Origin of the sequence: Streptococcus sp. F0441 (assembly GCF_000314775.2) — a bacterium.
Taxonomy (GTDB): Bacteria; Bacillota; Bacilli; order Lactobacillales; family Streptococcaceae; genus Streptococcus.
The window spans coordinates 1,687,069-1,702,652 of the sequence record NZ_KB373321.1; the positions used below are offsets into that span (position 1 = coordinate 1,687,069).

26 protein-coding genes are annotated in these 15,584 nt (G+C 39.4%); 6 read left to right on the forward strand and 20 right to left on the reverse strand.

From position 1 onward, the window contains the following. Positions 1-9: 9 nt before the first annotated feature. The 14 genes from HMPREF9188_RS08335 to HMPREF9188_RS08390 form a co-directional block, all read right to left on the reverse strand. Positions 10-525, reverse strand: coding sequence for a hypothetical protein (locus tag HMPREF9188_RS08335; protein WP_009730572.1), 516 nt, complete (start codon positions 523-525; stop codon positions 10-12). After that, positions 522-854, reverse strand: a complete 333-nt coding sequence (locus HMPREF9188_RS08340; RefSeq protein WP_009730573.1) for a hypothetical protein — start codon at positions 852-854, stop codon at positions 522-524. The genes HMPREF9188_RS08335 and HMPREF9188_RS08340 overlap by 4 nt, the downstream gene beginning before the upstream one ends. A gap of 13 nt (positions 855-867) precedes the next feature. Further along, positions 868-1,542, reverse strand: a complete 675-nt coding sequence (locus tag HMPREF9188_RS08345; protein WP_009730574.1) for a DNA methyltransferase — start codon at positions 1,540-1,542, stop codon at positions 868-870. 9 nt (positions 1,543-1,551) lie between these two features. Then, complete coding sequence (locus HMPREF9188_RS08350) at positions 1,552-2,499, reverse strand: DNA cytosine methyltransferase (protein ID WP_009730575.1); 948 nt, start codon at positions 2,497-2,499, stop codon at positions 1,552-1,554. A gap of 138 nt (positions 2,500-2,637) precedes the next feature. Further along, positions 2,638-3,468 (reverse strand): PD-(D/E)XK nuclease-like domain-containing protein, encoded by an 831-nt coding sequence (locus HMPREF9188_RS08355; RefSeq protein ID WP_009730576.1) that lies wholly within the window; start codon positions 3,466-3,468, stop codon positions 2,638-2,640. Between the two features lie 3 nt (positions 3,469-3,471). After that, complete coding sequence (locus tag HMPREF9188_RS08360; RefSeq protein WP_009730577.1) at positions 3,472-4,443, reverse strand: recombinase RecT; 972 nt, start codon at positions 4,441-4,443, stop codon at positions 3,472-3,474. Further along, on the reverse strand, positions 4,440-4,619 hold the full coding sequence (locus tag HMPREF9188_RS08365; protein ID WP_009730578.1) for a hypothetical protein: 180 nt from the start codon (positions 4,617-4,619) through the stop codon (positions 4,440-4,442). The genes HMPREF9188_RS08360 and HMPREF9188_RS08365 overlap by 4 nt, the downstream gene beginning before the upstream one ends. Positions 4,620-4,724: 105 nt before the next feature. Beyond that, positions 4,725-4,868: a hypothetical protein gene (locus HMPREF9188_RS10520; protein WP_000196747.1), complete on the reverse strand. Its 144-nt coding sequence runs from the start codon at positions 4,866-4,868 to the stop codon at positions 4,725-4,727. After that, complete coding sequence (locus HMPREF9188_RS08370; RefSeq protein WP_009730580.1) at positions 4,855-5,115, reverse strand: hypothetical protein; 261 nt, start codon at positions 5,113-5,115, stop codon at positions 4,855-4,857. Before HMPREF9188_RS08370 ends, HMPREF9188_RS10520 begins: the two co-directional genes overlap by 14 nt. Then, positions 5,108-5,311: a hypothetical protein gene (locus HMPREF9188_RS08375; protein ID WP_009730581.1), complete on the reverse strand. Its 204-nt coding sequence runs from the start codon at positions 5,309-5,311 to the stop codon at positions 5,108-5,110. The genes HMPREF9188_RS08370 and HMPREF9188_RS08375 overlap by 8 nt, the downstream gene beginning before the upstream one ends. Next, entirely contained in the window at positions 5,311-5,448 is a 138-nt protein-coding gene (locus HMPREF9188_RS10525; RefSeq protein ID WP_009730582.1) for a hypothetical protein, read from the reverse strand. The genes HMPREF9188_RS08375 and HMPREF9188_RS10525 overlap by 1 nt, the downstream gene beginning before the upstream one ends. A gap of 231 nt (positions 5,449-5,679) precedes the next feature. Further along, positions 5,680-6,534 carry an ATP-binding protein gene (locus HMPREF9188_RS08380; RefSeq protein WP_009730583.1) on the reverse strand — a complete coding sequence of 285 codons (855 nt, stop codon included), beginning with the start codon at positions 6,532-6,534 and terminating at the stop codon, positions 5,680-5,682. 9 nt (positions 6,535-6,543) lie between these two features. Next, the gene (locus tag HMPREF9188_RS08385; protein WP_009730584.1) at positions 6,544-7,362 is read right to left on the reverse strand and encodes a DnaD domain protein; all 819 of its coding nucleotides are present in this window, start codon (positions 7,360-7,362) and stop codon (positions 6,544-6,546) included. Then, on the reverse strand, positions 7,363-7,560 hold the full coding sequence (locus HMPREF9188_RS08390) for a helix-turn-helix domain-containing protein (protein WP_033588982.1): 198 nt from the start codon (positions 7,558-7,560) through the stop codon (positions 7,363-7,365). Between the two features lie 147 nt (positions 7,561-7,707). Here HMPREF9188_RS08390 and HMPREF9188_RS08395 point away from each other — a divergent pair, with 147 nt between their 5' ends. Then, complete coding sequence (locus tag HMPREF9188_RS08395; protein WP_009730585.1) at positions 7,708-7,929, forward strand: hypothetical protein; 222 nt, start codon at positions 7,708-7,710, stop codon at positions 7,927-7,929. Positions 7,930-8,030: 101 nt separating this feature from the next. On the opposite strand, the gene HMPREF9188_RS08400 is transcribed toward HMPREF9188_RS08395, so the two are convergent. Then, a complete protein-coding gene (locus HMPREF9188_RS08400; protein WP_001112860.1) occupies positions 8,031-8,222 on the reverse strand; it encodes a DNA-binding protein in 192 nt (63 codons plus the stop codon). 297 nt (positions 8,223-8,519) lie between these two features. Between HMPREF9188_RS08400 and HMPREF9188_RS08405 the strand changes: the two genes are divergently transcribed. The 5 genes from HMPREF9188_RS08405 (at position 8,520) to HMPREF9188_RS08425 (ending at position 12,024) form a co-directional block, all read left to right on the forward strand. Continuing rightward, the gene (locus tag HMPREF9188_RS08405) at positions 8,520-8,882 is read left to right on the forward strand and encodes a helix-turn-helix domain-containing protein (RefSeq protein WP_009730587.1); all 363 of its coding nucleotides are present in this window, start codon (positions 8,520-8,522) and stop codon (positions 8,880-8,882) included. Positions 8,883-8,903: 21 nt separating this feature from the next. After that, the gene (locus tag HMPREF9188_RS08410; protein ID WP_009730588.1) at positions 8,904-9,284 is read left to right on the forward strand and encodes an ImmA/IrrE family metallo-endopeptidase; all 381 of its coding nucleotides are present in this window, start codon (positions 8,904-8,906) and stop codon (positions 9,282-9,284) included. A 16-nt stretch (positions 9,285-9,300) separates the two neighbouring features. Continuing rightward, on the forward strand, positions 9,301-9,594 hold the full coding sequence (locus HMPREF9188_RS10725; RefSeq protein ID WP_009730589.1) for a hypothetical protein: 294 nt from the start codon (positions 9,301-9,303) through the stop codon (positions 9,592-9,594). Between the two features lie 143 nt (positions 9,595-9,737). Further along, complete coding sequence (locus HMPREF9188_RS08420; RefSeq protein WP_009730590.1) at positions 9,738-10,457, forward strand: hypothetical protein; 720 nt, start codon at positions 9,738-9,740, stop codon at positions 10,455-10,457. Positions 10,458-10,596: 139 nt separating this feature from the next. Then, complete coding sequence (locus HMPREF9188_RS08425; RefSeq protein WP_009730591.1) at positions 10,597-12,024, forward strand: recombinase family protein; 1,428 nt, start codon at positions 10,597-10,599, stop codon at positions 12,022-12,024. A gap of 133 nt (positions 12,025-12,157) precedes the next feature. Here HMPREF9188_RS08425 and HMPREF9188_RS08430 read toward each other — a convergent pair whose 3' ends face one another. From HMPREF9188_RS08430 to HMPREF9188_RS08450, 5 genes are all read right to left on the reverse strand, one after another. Further along, on the reverse strand, positions 12,158-12,919 hold the full coding sequence (locus tag HMPREF9188_RS08430; RefSeq protein ID WP_001107774.1) for an SDR family NAD(P)-dependent oxidoreductase: 762 nt from the start codon (positions 12,917-12,919) through the stop codon (positions 12,158-12,160). Positions 12,920-12,960: 41 nt separating this feature from the next. Further along, positions 12,961-13,587 (reverse strand): YtpR family tRNA-binding protein, encoded by a 627-nt coding sequence (gene ytpR / locus HMPREF9188_RS08435; protein WP_007522749.1) that lies wholly within the window; start codon positions 13,585-13,587, stop codon positions 12,961-12,963. Positions 13,588-13,602: 15 nt separating this feature from the next. Further along, a complete protein-coding gene (locus tag HMPREF9188_RS08440; RefSeq protein WP_009730592.1) occupies positions 13,603-13,920 on the reverse strand; it encodes a thioredoxin family protein in 318 nt (105 codons plus the stop codon). Further along, on the reverse strand, positions 13,917-14,216 hold the full coding sequence (locus HMPREF9188_RS08445) for a DUF4651 domain-containing protein (RefSeq protein WP_009730593.1): 300 nt from the start codon (positions 14,214-14,216) through the stop codon (positions 13,917-13,919). The genes HMPREF9188_RS08440 and HMPREF9188_RS08445 overlap by 4 nt, the downstream gene beginning before the upstream one ends. Positions 14,217-14,306: 90 nt before the next feature. Beyond that, positions 14,307-15,572, reverse strand: a complete 1,266-nt coding sequence (locus tag HMPREF9188_RS08450) for an N-acetylmuramoyl-L-alanine amidase family protein (protein WP_009730594.1) — start codon at positions 15,570-15,572, stop codon at positions 14,307-14,309. Positions 15,573-15,584: the final 12 nt, after the last annotated feature.

The window sequence follows — 15,584 nt, forward strand, 5'->3', positions numbered from 1 at the left end:
TCTAACTCCTCAACTTATCTTGTGGTTTTCCAATTCTCCAAATTCACGGCCATAGTTGACAAAGTACGAACCAATCAGGATTGCATCAGCCTCGTCATCTTTGACGTTCAGGTTGAACGTTTCGGACACCTTAGCAACGGCCTGCAGCTTCATAGACTTCTTGCTACGGTCTTTGTAGCTGAACTTCCAGTGCTTGCGCCACGTCGAAACGTTGACAAAATACACGTTGTCAGCAATCAGTCTACCAAGGATAATTCCAGTCACAATTCCAATACTGATCATTGATTGTTGATTTGGCCCCATGACCGAGTTCTTCTCGACCACGATCGATTCAAAATGACAGTCGTACTTCTGGAGCGCCCTTGATTGAATGGCTCGCAATTCTCCAGCCATGAAACGTCCACGTTCAAAGAATGACTTGCTTTTATGTTTTAAGACACCACTCTCGACAAGGATAGAACCTTCAAATAAGGCCCAGCCTGTCGCAGTAGTTGAAATGTCTAACGATAATGTCAGATTTTTCATTGTAGTTCTCCCTTAATACCACAAATGTCAAAGAGATTGCGCTTATTATCTTCAACGAATTCAAAGAACTTCTGAAGCTCGGCCAAGTGGCGCTTTTCTCTTTTGATCCCAAGGCTCGTATGATACTCTGTCGGAACTTTCGGTGTTGCCTTAATATCTAGCCAATAGAGAGGCTCAAACACGTCGCCACTTGCATCAAGAGAGGTATCTGCGTCCGCATTTCTAAAATGCATCTGCATATCATATTCAATTTTGTTTGTAATCGTGATGGTCTTGTCCACGATTTCGAGTGTGATAGTTGTTCCTGGTATATCAATTTTATTAAGCATTTGTTTTTCTCCTTTAAAATAATTTTATTTGTGACTTATAATTTTCAAGTCTCTGTTGAGCAAGGTTGAAAATGTCTTTGTCAAGCTCACAACCAACATATTCAAAACCTAACTCCTGACAAGCAATCAAGCTACTTGCTGAACCGACATGAGTATCAAGAATCTTGTCTCCGTCTTTTGCGTAGTTTTGCAGCAACCAGAAATAAAGATTGATGGGTTTTTGGGTTGGATGAATTCTAACCTCATTCAAAGCCTTGTTTCCTTGCTGGATATGACCTTCGGATATTGACTTCCCTTGCATCATGCCATTCCACATATAGCGAAATAGGCGCGTGCTATCATGCAAACTGGAGTACGCCAACTCACAATCTGAAAAACTTGAATGAGTATTAACCTTGTCCCACACAATACGGCCAGAACCGAAAGAGTAGTTGAAGTAGTTCACGCCCCAAATAATTTGATTTTTTGAAACTCTAAAAAGTTCGTCAAAATAATCTTTTCCCGGAATTTCCCATTTAGTTGTTTTGCCGTACAATCTATGAACTCCTATAGGACTGATTTTGTTCCCATAAAATTCTCTTTGTTCTGGACCAGAAAAATATGGTGGATCTACAATAGCTAAATCAAAATAGTTATCAGGATATCTTTTCATGACATCCATACAATCTTCGTTGAGAAATAATTTCAAGTTATCACCTCATTTCAATTCCTTTGCGATAGCAGCAATAACACTCACAGTCACGCTATTTCCTGCTTGTTTGTATAGCTGAGAATTGCTATTAACTTCTTGCGCCTTGTCGAAAGCCCAATCTGGAAAACCTTGTAACCTCCAGCATTCACGAGGTGTCAGCTTTCTAATTCTAAATCCATCTGATAAATAATTATTTTCCTGATAGCTATTCCTAGTTAAAGTAGGAGCGATGTCATGTTCTCCGCCTTGATTATAACCGTGTGCTCTTTGAATAATTTTTACCCCCTCCCCTTTATTCGTTGTGAGTGTAGGAGCTAGGCCGTCAGCTTGATAGACTTCCCCATTCATGCCATTTCCAGAGGGGTTCACATTGCCAATTTTCACGACTGATTGGCTACTAGTTGACTGACTTTCTCCACTGAGAGGAAATAAGAATCTGGAACGGTATCTTCTAGAATGTCCGATAATGAACACTCGTTCTCTGTTTTGGGGGACTCCAAAATTTTTGCTGTTAAGCACTTGCCATTCCACATCATACCCGAGTTCATCCAACGCTGAGAGGATTGTCTCAAAGGTATTGCCTTTGTCATGGTTGAGGAGTCCTTTAACGTTTTCAAGGAATAAATACTTAGGTTTGAGAATAGAAGCGAACCTTGCAATCTCAAAAAATAGAGTTCCCCTAGTATCTTCGAATCCTCGTCTAGCTCCCGCAATGCTGAAAGCCTGGCACGGAAATCCTCCACAAATAATGTCCACACGTCCGATTCCTCGAACAAACTCGTCTGATACTGCTGTGATGTCATGTAGCTCTATTTCTCCTTTCGTGTTGTGGATTGCTCTATAGCTCGCTCTTGCGAATTTGTCGATCTCACAAAATCCTATACATTCATGACCAGCGGACTCCATGCCAAGACGAAAACCACCGATACCAGCAAATAAATCTAAAAATTTCATTCTTTTATTTTCAAAAAAATACGACTGCCTTTGTGAGAATTGGCTAAATACGGGCAGTCGCTCGTCCAAGGTCACATAACCTTTACTGACGCTTTCTAGTTCGCAGTTTTACAAGAATGCCCGGCTTGTTTAATTTATTTACATTTCAATCAGGTCGTTCAGGGTGACGACTGCATCTAGTTTCTTTTGACTTCTGCAATAATCACAATGTCCGCACTTCTTAGGTTTCTGTTTGCTCTGGATCACATTCCAAACTTCGACAATTTCAGACTTGATTTTTTCTAAGCCTTCATCCAACCATTCATCATCGATTTTTAAGATTTCACGGTCTGGCACGTTCTCCTTGCTGACGGCTACGATGTAAGGTCTAAAATCATTTCCTGTCATTTGTTTTAAGAGTTCACGATATAGACCAAGTTGACCATGATACCCAAAATTCAAAATGTTATTGACTGCAGCAGGCACTCGTTTTTTAAGTTCTGCGCTCCACTCTTCCGAGTAGATAGATTTCATGGTTTTTAAATCCACGAAGTACCCACGGCTCAGATTGACACTATCCAGCTTGCCTTTAACTGGCACGCCTTCGATTTCGCCATAGACAATCAATTCTTTTTGAACTTCATCCGATGAGTATCCATGGTACAAGAGATTGAAGCCTTCATCATCTTTCAGGCTTTCAATCATCTTGTCGCCAATCACAAAGTCAGATTTGAGGTTTCCTTTATTCTTGCCAGTCTTGGCCAGGAGCATATCCCCGTTTTCGTCCATGAACTGCTGATGCGCTTCTTCACTTTCAAAGTAGCTATGGACGTAGTTACCGAGTAGGAGAGGGGTCTCATCCCTCTCTTCTACCCATTGTCCACTATCAATAGCAAATGCCTTCGCTTGGCATTGCTGATACCGTTTAAATCGTGAGTTGGTCAAGTAGCTTGTGTCCTGGTAGTAGTTCTCTTGTGTTAGTTCCTCCATAGCCTACTCCTTCACGTTGATAGTGTTCCCTTCAAATAAACTAATTTCTTCCAAAACTTCGCCCGTTTCTTCGTCAAAATCTGGAATTTCATCTGCCGGGTATTCGGTAGAGGCTAACTCGTCAGAATTCGCCGTTTTTTTAGCCGTTTTTGGGGGTGTTTTAGTTTCTTCGGTAATTTCTCCGTCCACCACGTTATCGGGCTCTGTGGGCGTGCTAGGGGCTTTTAAGATGTCGTCTAATGTTTCAACTTCATCCCTCACTGGTTCAGCTTCTTTCATTTGACGATCATTTTCATACTCATTTTCTGTAGTGCGGTTCACAGCATCAATAAATAAATCATTATCATCACTGGTATTAAAGAATTGTTTAGCGGCACGATTGATAACTGTACGCTTAGCCATTTCTTGAGGAAAATTATTCTGAACATTCTTAGTTTTAGCTTGCGCCCAAGACTTGTCAATTTCCTTCTTGGTCATGATCGTGAGGATTTTCTCTCCATCGGTTTTTTCAATCACACAATAAGCGCCTTCGATTGGGTTATCCTGGTTCTTCCAGCTCGACTTGTGGCTGACAAATTTCCAGCGCCCGTCAACATTTTCAGCTTCAAACTCATCTCCTTTAAAAATAATCTGAGCATAAATATCTTTCACTTCTGGCAATTGCTTAACAACTTTCATAGTGCCAAAATATGACCTAGTCAGCTTAACAGTATTTCCGTAAGGGATAAAATAGCATTGTGTCTTAGCTGGACTAAGTCCTTGAGTCACCATGTCAAGAAGCGCATTGTAGATACTATCTTGAGTGCATTGCTGGAGCAAATTCCCACTACTGGAGTTTTTTAGAGCATAATACGCTGAACTGAGTGCATTACTAACGCTATAATTCTGTGCAATCATTAGCCCCTCGTTTTGCATTTCTCCAATGCGTGCTGCAACTGGTGATGTGATTTGTTTCTGTGTTAGTTCGTTTGTCATTTCTTTCTTCCTTTCGTTCTCTTTAAATTCCAATTTTCACGCTTCAAGCGTCTGTTTTCGTTTTGCAACTTCAAAATAACGTCCTGTTGTTCATTGATAATCTGCCCCATATCTCGGCCAATATGAATATAATCAGCTCGCCAGTTGTCGATTTCTGCAACTAATTCTTCAATCATATTTCATCACCTACATATCGATACCGACCGCATCCAATATACACATACTCACTTAGATCCAGTTCTTCTCGTGGCTCAGGCGGTTGCATCATATCTCTGTCATAATCAAACATGAGCATACACCTTTCCGAGCTCAAGAACTCGCTTCACATATCTAGCCTTGGATGTCAAACCGAGATCCAGCAATTCGTTTTTTTCTTCATGATTGGCCAAAAGCCACACACGGTTTTCAAGTTCAATTCTGGTCATCTTCCTGCTCCACCTCTTCAATTTTCACATCGCTATTTAGACGCTTCATCGCTTCATCTACCGACTTGCCGTCCAGAACGTCCTTGAGCACGTGGCTCACATCGTGCATTGTTTGAGCCTTCGCCTTGCTTCTTTCAGTCTCTGGCATCAAGCCCATATCTTGTAGAGCTAGAAACGCAAGGCTGAAAGCGTGCATTTCTTTCTGAAGTTGTTTGATTTTTTTGATTGCTTTTAGTGCTTTAAACATATTGTTCTCCTTGTTCTTTTTCTTTATAAACTGCCAACTGTTGTTTCAAGTCATAATTTTCTTGCTCGCACATAAAGCGACGTTTGCGCTCTTCGAGAAGGTCCTCGTTAAGCTCGACTGCGACTACTCTCCAGTCAAGGCTCACTTCCTTGATGATCCCCTCGAGACTGAGTTTTAATTTAGTAAGTAATTTCATTAAGCTACCTCTTCCTCTTTATCAAGCATTTCGTTTGCAATTCCGTTCCAAACGTCATAGAAACGATGATTTTCTGGGATGATAATTGGTTCATCTGGTTCTAACTTACGACCGTAAGCATATACTGTGACTTCCATTTTGACGCCTTTCGTGATATAATTTCCTTGAATAATTTTGTTGAGCGCCTGATTGCCGTCAGGTGCTTTTTATTTTATGTTGTATAGACACTTCCATTTGTCGCATAATACGTCAGCTCGTTCATCTTATTCGTGAACCGTTCGTCTGTCGTAATCAGCAACCTTTCTTTAAGCAGAGTTGATAGTTTGTAAAATTGGCTTTCAAACTGCTCAATAGCCTGCTTGCGTTCCTCAGTAGTCACTTGCTGACAAGGAGCGTCTCGAAGCTGTGTCTTTACTGAACTTAAAGGCATTTGTTTTCATGTTTCCTTTCGTTATTCTGTCAACGAGGCTCTGCTCGTAAAGTTCTTTGAGGTGCTTGCCCTCAAAATTAGTTGTGATAATTGTATTCGTCCTGTTTTCAAGAATTTGATACAGGATTTTTTGCATCCAGTTATTGCCTTGTCTGATTTCATTCCCAACGCTTGACTCTTTGCCAAGGTCATCCAAAATCAAGAAATCGACACTTTGTAGAAACTTGACAACTGAGCGTTGTTCCCATTTCGAGTCCTTGTATTGAAAAGCCTCTTGCATTTGAGAGAACAGCTCCATGGACGGCATATACACGACCGATTTGCGAGCTTGGATCATTTGAAAGCTCTCGTTTAAGGTTTTAGCTATCCCGACGGCCAGATGGCTCTTGCCAACTCCGGGCGGTCCAGAGATAATCGTATTCCCTTCGTATCGCTCTTTCACATAGTCAGCCGTGACACGCTTAGCGAAATTGACTGCTTCAGCATCTTGCTCTGTATGGATTTCAAAATTCCCGACAGTCGCATTTTTCAAATCGTTTGGGATGATACTCTCTTTCATAAATAGAGAGTAGGATCTCGTATCTCTGATTTGTGCTTCAGCGATAGCTAACTGTTCGCTTGCATTCTGGTTGATGGTCTCTTGAACACATTCAGGGCAATAGGTCAGCGTATTGCGAGTGCAAGGATTGACTGATCGCCACATATAGACCCCTTCATGTTTAGGACATTGCTGTTTCAATGTCTCAATCTGCAAGGCTCTTTCTTGCAACTCTTTGCTTGATACTACTTGCATGCGCACCTCCTAAAATCCAAGCCGTGGATCAAATCCATCATCTGACAATTTCAAGCGACCGTTTGACTTAGCACTTGACCGAGCAGGCTTCTGCCTGTTCTCGACTAACTCAGCCGTGACCAGCCCTTTCTGCTTCCAGTCTCTCAAGATACTCTCAAGATACTTGAAATAAGGCTTACCATTGCCCACGCATTCCTTGATTGCTAACTTGATGACTTCTTTGCTATGGTCTTGCAAGAATGCCTTCAAGTCCTCGATTTCAAATGGTGTCGGATATCGACCAAACTCTGAAAATATCCAATCGTGAACAATTCCCAAATCATTTTCTGCGGGTGCGTCCTCTATACTATATAGAGTATTAGCACCAGCACCCTCTGCTTCACTCAGTCTTGATATATTAGTCTTGATATTATCAGTCTTGATTGTGTGTACTTTTGACACTTCTTGACGTGTACTTTCTACACTTCCTTCGTGTACTTTTGACACTTCTTGACGTGTACTTTCTACACTTCCAAAAATATATAGACGATTAGGTTTGTTCACACCTTGCCGAACCTCTCTCAGTAGTCCAATATCATGCAATTCTTTCTTTGCTTGAATAATAGGCTTGTTACTGCAATTAAGCTTCTCCATAAGTTGCTCGTTCGTAAAGTAAACGAACACATCTCCTTTTTCATCAAACCATTTGTTTTGAATTGATAAAGTGCGCCTATCAAAAAGAAACATATATATCTGCTTAGCTTTGTCACTCAGCGCATTGTAAGGTGGTTCATAAAGCCACTGTGGCATCTGATAAAAAGCATTGTTTTTGACTTCGCTTATTTTCAATCATTCTTTCTCCTTTCTAAAATCATCCAAGCTGACTTCCAGTGCATCAGCGATTTTGCACATGTTCGTCCATGACATTTCTTTCAATCTTCCAGCCTTGAGGTTTGAAAAATTGGATGGATGGACACCCGATTCTTTAGCTAGACGATACATTGACCAGTCTTTTGATTTTAATTGTTGTTCAATTTTGTCCCACATTTTAAATACCATATGTTGTGCATTTCAAACACATTCATCCTTTCTTATACTATATATTGACAAATAAAAATGTTTGTATTATAATATATCTTGACTAGGACCTCTCACCGTTTTAGTCAAAATTTCAACAGAAAGGAGGAAAACTATATGGCGAAATTAACTAAAGAAGACGCTTCTGAAGTTTCTAAAGAAATTATCAACGATGCTATTCCAGTTATCGAAGATATGTTAGATGAAGTATTTAAAAAGTATCCAATCGACATGGAGGTTAGAAAGGCTATTCTCCATAGTGTTCTGGTTGCTCATAAACTTAGTACAGAAACTACGGTCTCTTTACTCGTTCAGCTAGTAAACTCTCAAAATAACTAGTGTTTCTTAAAAGTTTTTCAACTAATTCATTGTCTGCCTTTACAAAGGCGGACTCTTTTTTTCCACTATACGGGTATCGTTTTGGTCTCATTTCATTCCTCCTACTCAATCCCATAATCTTCAATCACTTGAAGAATGAAACTGTTCGCTCGTGGACCTTTTGTTGTTCCACTTAGAATATTTGTCACTTCCTGTCGCTTAAAGCCGTAAGCAACCGCTAGAGTTGCTTTTTTAATTCCTTTCTCTTTCAAGAAAGCATTAACTCTTTCACGACCATTTGCGATATCTGGCATATGTGTTCCTCCCTCTTTACTTATTTGTAAATAAGAAACAACTAAAAATTTAACCATTTTTTTATCTTTTCGCTTGACTTTTTTTAGATGTTCGTCTAAAATGAAAGCATAATAAAAACAATAATAAATCTATAAATACCGTTCGCCAAAACATTTTTATAATTTATTTCTTGGTTGTTTTTTTAGTTGTTAATTACTTACAAATACTATTTTAGTCGTTCGTCTAATTTTTGTCAAGTGTTTTAGACGAAAAAATAAAATATTTTTTTGTAATGCTTCAGAAAGGTTGATGTATCAATGTTTGAGACATTCGAAAAAATTAAAATTTTAGCTAAAAAACAAGGAATTTCTCTAAATACTTTAGAAGAAAGAGTCGGTTTAGGGAAAAATTACATTTATAGTCTTAAGAATAAAAAGACTCCTTCAGCTGAACATATCGCAAAAATCGCCGACTACTTCAACGTGTCAACAGACTACCTGCTCGGACGGACAGATAACCCTGCTATCGCCAACTCAAAAGAGCAATTCTTTTTTGAGGGCAAGGAGGTAGATGTTGAAGAACTCGCCTCAACTGCTATGCGTTTCAATGGTAAACCACTAACTGAAGAAGATAAAAAAGCAATTCAAAACATAATAGAGATTTATCTCAGAAAGCAATAATAAACAAAGGTTGGATTGTTTATGACTGAAAAAGAATTTTCTCAAAACCTAGGTATAGGTATAGAGATTTTTGAAGATGGTCTATTTCCAGAGGAAGCCTTTTACATCCCAGCCCTCAAAACTATGTTTTTGAGTGATGCTATATCTGATGAAAAAAGAGTACAAGTCGCTTTACATGAGATAGGCCATAGAAACCACGCGCCAGATACTTATCGGCTTTTTAGAGAGAAGTGTGAGCTTGAAGCTAACAGAAATATGATTCATCATCTTATGAAAGCTGAGTTGGATATAGCTGAAGATGCCAATGCATTTAATTACCTGGTTTTTATGGAAAAATACAACCTAAAAACCATTGCTGATGAAACAATGGTCAAAGAAGAATATTTAGCATTGGTGAATTAGAAAAGGATAAATTGTTATGAAAGTTGGAATGAGAACACCTAATCTCAAAAAGAGAGTTTCTTCAAGAACAACTGGCGCTATAAATCGAAAAGTTAAAAGAGCCACATCTCCATATTATGGACAAAAAGGTATTGGTTGGGTTAAAGACCCAAAACGTGCAGCTTACAATAACCTTTATAACAAAATCACTTTTGGTTTTGGACCAGATGAAGGTTGTTTATTCGGCTGTGGTTGTGTTTCAATCATCGTATTCATAGCCATGATGGTGTTCATATATAACATTATTTCAACAATATTATCTATTAACTAACCCCAACTCTCCGATGGCAAACTTTGAGTGGGGAAATCCACTTGTCGGAAGATGACGACTTCCAAATTATCGGAGAAGCCGTGGATATTTATAAGGTTTAAAAAGATGTGCAATCACTGAATCACATTAGAGAGGTTTTTAATATGGGAATATTTAATTTTTTATTTGGAAGTAAAAAACAAAAAGAGTCGCGACAAATTTCTGTTACCATTCCCCAATCTAAGGAGTTTGACTACTATCGGCCCGAATATTTCAGGATACTAAACTCAAGACCTAATATGCATGAAATTTATGGGAGGGGATTTGATTTCCCAAAATACAACGATAGATTTATAACTCAAGAGGGATACCCTCTTAGAGAGTTATTGCTCTTGGTTTGGTGGGGTAAAACAAAAAGTGGAAGAAAATCGACTATCTCAATCCCTCAATATTTTTTCTATGATTACAATTTAAACGCTGAAAAAATAACAAGAAAATTCAAAGATGAATCCTTACTTTATGATGATGACGGTAAAACGCTTTTGACCGAGGAAGGAAAGGTTATTGCTGACAGATATTCGTCACTATGGGAGATACATTCAGCTAAAGAATACCCAACAAATCTTGATATTGACTTCCCAACATGGGACAAAAATAAATTTGATTTAATGATGTGCCAAATGCAAATAAGGTATCACAGCGAATATGCTAATTTTTGCAAAGAATTAGTTAATTATTTCAACTCCCTAAATGCACCAACAAGTGCTTTAGAAATTCACAATGAAATCAATCGCTACATAAATGAAATGAATAGTAATTTAGCAAGAGTGAATGACCTGAAAGAAAAATTGATCATCTTACAAGACAGAGTAGATGATATATAACAAGCAAAAAAGCCCCACGCTCTCAAACTTTGGCGAGTCTGAGCGTGAGGCTGGTAATTACAAGAAAAACTTTTCAAAAGAGATTCCCTTTTGAGACGTTTTCTTGTACCTATTTTATCAAAAAAGGGGTACAAATTCAATGAAAACAACGAATAAAGTGGCTATATATGTCAGGGTTTCAACTTCTTATCAGGCCGAAGAAGGTTACTCTATCGACGAGCAGAAAGACAAACTGGAAGCCTACTGCAAAATCAAAGATTGGAAAATCTACGATATTTACGTTGACGGTGGATTTTCTGGTTCAAACACAAAAAGACCTGAACTAGAGCGCTTGATTGACGATACAAAAAGAAAAAGATTTGATATTGTCCTTGTTTACAAGTTAGACCGTTTAAGCCGAAGCCAGAAAGATACACTTTTTTTAATCGAAGATGTATTTTTGAAAAATGACGTTGCTTTTATCAGCTTGCAAGAAAACTTTGACACTTCCACTCCTTTTGGCAAAGCTTCGATTGGTATGCTTTCAGTATTCGCCCAGCTTGAGCGTGAGCAGATAAAAGAACGTATGATTTTAGGCAAAGAAGGACGTGCGAAAAAAGGGAAAGCAATGTCATGGACTACGATACCTTTCGGCTACGACTACTCAAAAGAAACTGGCATCTTATCGGTCAATCCAACTCAAGCGCTCATTGTCAATCGGATCTTCAATGAGTATCTAAACGGGAAATCAGTAGTCAAGATTATCAGAGACCTAAACTCTGAAGGTCACGTTGGAAGAAAACGACCTTGGGGCGAAACGATAACAAAATATCTACTCAAAAATGAAACATATCTCGGTATCGTGAAATATAGAGGGCAAAAATACGAGGGGCAGCATGAACCAATTATCTCTCAAGAATTATTTGAGCTTGTGCAATTAGAGCTTCAAAAAAGGCAGATAGACGCTTTGAAAAGAAATAACAACCCAAGACCATTCCAAGCGAAATATATGCTTTCAGGGTTGCTAAAATGCGGATATTGTGGCGGTTCGCTAGGCCTATACGTTACTTCAAAAAATCGAAAAGGGAAAGCGTATCAACGCTATCAATGTAGGCATAGGTTTGATAAAGACAAGTCCAAAAGATGTAACTCAAAATGGTATGATAAGCAAGAGTTAGAAGAGAAGGTCATTGAAAGGCTATCAAAAATCAAACTCGAACCGAAATATCGTAAAGAAATGCTTGCAAAGAATGATGAAACTATGAAAGTCGAAGAAATAAAAGAGCAACTTAAGAAGTTAAATAATAGACTTGATAAGTTGACTGAATTATATTTGGACGAGATCATAACACGAAAAGAACTCAATGCAAAAAACGAAAAACTAAAAATCGAAAAAGCGTTTTTAGAAGAACAATTAGAAAGCAAAAAGAAGAACACTATCAACATAAGACAACGAAAACTTGCTAGACTTTTAAAGGATTTTAACCCCGAAAAACTAAGCTATGAAGATGCTTCAAAAATTGTAAAATCTGTCATAAATGAAATTATTGTAACAAAAGAAGAAATGACGATAACGCTAGACTTTTAAGGGTTTAGCGCTATTTTTGTATTTTAGTCAAATTGATAATGATAACTTTATTATACATTTTTCATCCTCCTACTTATCTATTCGTAGGAAATCAAAAAAGTTACAGAAATTTGTAACTTTTCGAGGAAATTTTTTACTTTTTATGAACCATAAAACCAGTCGCCTGTTGATTGGCCATAATGGTCATATCTGTAATCTGCACACGACGAGGCTGACTGGTCACATAGACAACAGTGTCTGCGATGTCTTGTGCCTGCAAGGCTTCGATCCCCTGATAGACCGTCGCAGCTCGCTCTTTATCACCGTGGAAACGTACTCTAGAAAAATCTGTTTCGACAATTCCAGGCTGAATGGTGGTCACCTTGATATCCGTTGCGATGGTATCAATTCGCAGACCATCTGAAAAAGTCTTAACTGCTGCCTTGGTGGCTGAGTAAACAGCTGCCCCAGCATAGGCATAGATTCCTGCGGTCGATCCCATATTGATAATATGCCCCCGATTGGCTTTTACCATTTCTGGCAAGAAACAGCGAGTGACTGCCATCAAACCTTTGACATTGGTATCCAACATGGTCAGCATATCCAACTCTTCATAGTCTTGATAGGGAGCCAAGCCAAGAGCTAGTCCAGCATTATTGACCAAGATATCAATCTGCCCTATCGTTTCTAGAATATCGGAGCAGACTGTCTTTACCATAGCCATATCCGTCACATCCAGTGGAAAGGTCCAAACTGTTTGATTTGGATAGGTTGCTGCAAACTCTGACTTGAGTACCTCTAGTCTGTCTGTCCGTCGCCCTATTAGAACGACATTCTCCCCCTGCTCCAGATAAGCACGCGCAATCGCTTCACCGATTCCTGAGGTCGCCCCTGTAATCACTACATTTTTTGCCATCTTATTTCCTTTTATCTGGTCTATCAAACACTGACAATTTCCTAGGCAGTCCAGTGTTTGGCTGGGTCAAATGGAGTTCCAATAACTTGGTCTTCTGATAATTCAATAATACCACGTTTTTGCGGAGCATTTGGCAAATGCAACTCACGAGGACTGCACATCATGCCAAAACTCTTTTCACCACGAAGTTCACCTGGGAAAATGAGATTGCCTTTTGGCATCATCGCTCCAGGAAGAGCGACAATGGTTTTCAAACCGACACGCGCATTAGGAGCACCTGCAACGATTTGCACTGTCTTATCACTCGCGACGGCAACTTGGCAGATGTTGAGGTGGTCACTATCTGGGTGAGCCACCATCTCGACAATTTCACCGACAACAAACTTAGGTTCTTTGTCATTGATAATCTCTTCTGCAAAGCCTTCCGCCTGCAATTCTTGGTTTAAACGTGCTACTTGCTCATCTGTCAAAAAGACTTGACCGCGCTCTGCAATTTCAAACAAACTTGAAACTTCGAAAATATTCCACGCCACTGTTTCTCTATTTTCTTTGAGGAAAACTCGGGCAACTTTGCCTTTGCGCTCCACGTCCAACTTGGCATCTCCGCTATTTTTCACGATGACCATAAGGACATCGCCGACATGCTCTTTGTTATATGTAAAAATCATTGTTTTCTTTTTCTCCTATTTCAGTCCTGCTAAAAAGTTGTTGATTTGCTCCTTGCTTTTACGGTCACGATTGACAAAACGGCCGATTTCCTTGTCCTTTTCTAGCACAACAAGGCTAGGAATCCCGTAAACATCCCAGAGTTTAGCCAGATCCAGATACTGATCTCGGTCCACTCGAATAAAGGTGAATTCTGGATTGGTCTCCTCGATCTCTGGCAAGGCAGGATAGATATAACGACAATCGCCACACCAGTCCGCCACAAAAAGGAAAACCTTCTTGCCATCTTGCTCGACAAAACCTGCAAGCTCTTCTATACTATTGGGAGTTATCATAAGACTTCCTCCTCATAGACTAGGTCTTCATTTTCATAGACAAAGGTATAATGACGGCCATCCTCGAAAATGACTCCTCCGACAAGTCGCTCTAGGCTACTTTCGTAGACTTGAACATAGAGAGTCGCAATCTCACCCATATCTGAGAAAAGTTCGCGCACGATAGCGGTCAACTCTTCTTGCGTCTTCATCAGTTTGTAGTTATCTGCTGCTTTTTTAGCCCCTAAAGCGAGGGCACTTAGACCAGCCACAGTCAAGCCAGTCATCCATAATTTCTTAGCTTTCATACCATTCATTGTAACACAAAAAGGGCTCTAGGACAAATAGGGAAGCCGTATATGAGCAAGGAAAAATCCCCTTCCTTTAAGGAAAAGGACTTCTTATACTTATTGCCAAGCGCCTGAACTGCCCACATAATAGCCATCAGGTGTGTAGGTATTGCGAAGCATTTTACCAGATGAGTCTAAGTAGTACCACTTGCCTTGGACTTGAATCCATTCGTTACTTGCCATAACTCCTGAGCCTTTAAGATAGTACCAAGTATCACCATAGTAGAACCAGTCATCTCTCAAGAGGGCGCCTGAATCGGTTAGGTAATACCAGTCACCTCGGTAGAAGAACCATGTGCTCTTTTTCATGACACCTGATGATTCAAAATAATACCATTTACCTTGGATATACACCCATTCTTGGCTTGCCATAGCTCCTGACGATTTTACAAAATACCAGTTGCCTTGGTCATAAATCCATTCGTTACTCGCCATGGCTCCTGAAGATTTGAGATAGTACCAACGATTATTGTAAAATTTCCACTCATTACTCATCATAATGCCAGAATCTTTGAAATAGTACCAAATATCTTCACTGCAGATCCAACCACCATGAATCATGCCACCAGCCCCATCCATGAAATACCAATATCCTTGGTATTTTAACCAGTCATTTTTAACTAGCTCGCCTTGTTTTTGATAGTACCAGTTTTGGTTTGATTTTAGCCATCCTTCTGCTTTTACAATCGGATAAAGTTCTTTGAAAGATCCTCCATTATCATATTTATGACTGATAGTTCTTAGTTTTTCAAGCTTCAACTCACCATTATCATAGTCTGCCCAAGCAAAGAGTTTTTGACCATTGACAGTCTCTGGTAAGGTGGCAGTGTAAGTCTTGGTTTGATAGTCCCATTTAGCATCAAGGTAAGTGTATTGATCTTTTGATTCGTTAATACGGTAGTAGCCTCTCTTTCCACCTTCATGATGTACATCGTCAACCACTTTCGTTGACCAGGTCTTTACTTCATTTCCGCTCTTGGCTTCTACCTTGATATCTCCTCTATAGCCATATGGAACATAGAAATTCAGGTAACGCCCCTCTACACCAATCATAGACTTGTCCTTTTCTTTACCTAGGAAATTGACAGTCTGATCTTGACCATTGAGACTAACCGTCCACTCGATTTTCTCGGTTTTTGGCAAATCCAAGACTTTGATATCCACTTCATGACCATTGTTAAAACGAAGAATCTTGCCATCTTGATACTGCACTCCACACTTAATAACCCATTCTTCTTTAAGCTCAAATGCCTGCCCTGAATGAGGAAAAGTCAGTAAAGCTAGACCTGCTAGAGACAAACAAAATAGTGTGATTTTTTTCATTGTATATCCTCC

What these genes read in the sequence shown, in the direction of transcription:
- HMPREF9188_RS08420 (WP_009730590.1), top strand. Translation starts at nt 9,738, where the DNA reads ATGGGAATATTTAATTTTTTATTTGGAAGTAAAAAACAAAAAGAGTCG.
- HMPREF9188_RS08335 (WP_009730572.1), bottom strand. Translation starts at nt 525, where the DNA reads ATGAAAAATCTGACATTATCGTTAGACATTTCAACTACTGCGACAGGC.
- HMPREF9188_RS08380 (WP_009730583.1), bottom strand. Translation starts at nt 6,534, where the DNA reads ATGCAAGTAGTATCAAGCAAAGAGTTGCAAGAAAGAGCCTTGCAGATT.
- HMPREF9188_RS08340 (WP_009730573.1), bottom strand. Translation starts at nt 854, where the DNA reads ATGCTTAATAAAATTGATATACCAGGAACAACTATCACACTCGAAATC.
- HMPREF9188_RS08350 (WP_009730575.1), bottom strand. Translation starts at nt 2,499, where the DNA reads ATGAAATTTTTAGATTTATTTGCTGGTATCGGTGGTTTTCGTCTTGGC.
- HMPREF9188_RS08445 (WP_009730593.1), bottom strand. Translation starts at nt 14,216, where the DNA reads ATGAATGGTATGAAAGCTAAGAAATTATGGATGACTGGCTTGACTGTG.
- HMPREF9188_RS08370 (WP_009730580.1), bottom strand. Translation starts at nt 5,115, where the DNA reads ATGTTTAAAGCACTAAAAGCAATCAAAAAAATCAAACAACTTCAGAAA.
- HMPREF9188_RS08395 (WP_009730585.1), top strand. Translation starts at nt 7,708, where the DNA reads ATGGCGAAATTAACTAAAGAAGACGCTTCTGAAGTTTCTAAAGAAATT.
- HMPREF9188_RS08365 (WP_009730578.1), bottom strand. Translation starts at nt 4,619, where the DNA reads ATGATTGAAGAATTAGTTGCAGAAATCGACAACTGGCGAGCTGATTAT.
- HMPREF9188_RS08390 (WP_033588982.1), bottom strand. Translation starts at nt 7,560, where the DNA reads ATGTGGGACAAAATTGAACAACAATTAAAATCAAAAGACTGGTCAATG.
- HMPREF9188_RS08405 (WP_009730587.1), top strand. Translation starts at nt 8,520, where the DNA reads ATGTTTGAGACATTCGAAAAAATTAAAATTTTAGCTAAAAAACAAGGA.
- HMPREF9188_RS08375 (WP_009730581.1), bottom strand. Translation starts at nt 5,311, where the DNA reads ATGAAATTACTTACTAAATTAAAACTCAGTCTCGAGGGGATCATCAAG.
- HMPREF9188_RS10525 (WP_009730582.1), bottom strand. Translation starts at nt 5,448, where the DNA reads ATGGAAGTCACAGTATATGCTTACGGTCGTAAGTTAGAACCAGATGAA.
- HMPREF9188_RS10725 (WP_009730589.1), top strand. Translation starts at nt 9,301, where the DNA reads ATGAAAGTTGGAATGAGAACACCTAATCTCAAAAAGAGAGTTTCTTCA.
- HMPREF9188_RS08400 (WP_001112860.1), bottom strand. Translation starts at nt 8,222, where the DNA reads ATGCCAGATATCGCAAATGGTCGTGAAAGAGTTAATGCTTTCTTGAAA.
- HMPREF9188_RS08410 (WP_009730588.1), top strand. Translation starts at nt 8,904, where the DNA reads ATGACTGAAAAAGAATTTTCTCAAAACCTAGGTATAGGTATAGAGATT.
- HMPREF9188_RS08440 (WP_009730592.1), bottom strand. Translation starts at nt 13,920, where the DNA reads ATGATAACTCCCAATAGTATAGAAGAGCTTGCAGGTTTTGTCGAGCAA.
- HMPREF9188_RS08430 (WP_001107774.1), bottom strand. Translation starts at nt 12,919, where the DNA reads ATGGCAAAAAATGTAGTGATTACAGGGGCGACCTCAGGAATCGGTGAA.
- HMPREF9188_RS10520 (WP_000196747.1), bottom strand. Translation starts at nt 4,868, where the DNA reads ATGACCAGAATTGAACTTGAAAACCGTGTGTGGCTTTTGGCCAATCAT.
- ytpR (WP_007522749.1), bottom strand. Translation starts at nt 13,587, where the DNA reads ATGATTTTTACATATAACAAAGAGCATGTCGGCGATGTCCTTATGGTC.
- HMPREF9188_RS08360 (WP_009730577.1), bottom strand. Translation starts at nt 4,443, where the DNA reads ATGACAAACGAACTAACACAGAAACAAATCACATCACCAGTTGCAGCA.
- HMPREF9188_RS08355 (WP_009730576.1), bottom strand. Translation starts at nt 3,468, where the DNA reads ATGGAGGAACTAACACAAGAGAACTACTACCAGGACACAAGCTACTTG.
- HMPREF9188_RS08425 (WP_009730591.1), top strand. Translation starts at nt 10,597, where the DNA reads ATGAAAACAACGAATAAAGTGGCTATATATGTCAGGGTTTCAACTTCT.
- HMPREF9188_RS08450 (WP_009730594.1), bottom strand. Translation starts at nt 15,572, where the DNA reads ATGAAAAAAATCACACTATTTTGTTTGTCTCTAGCAGGTCTAGCTTTA.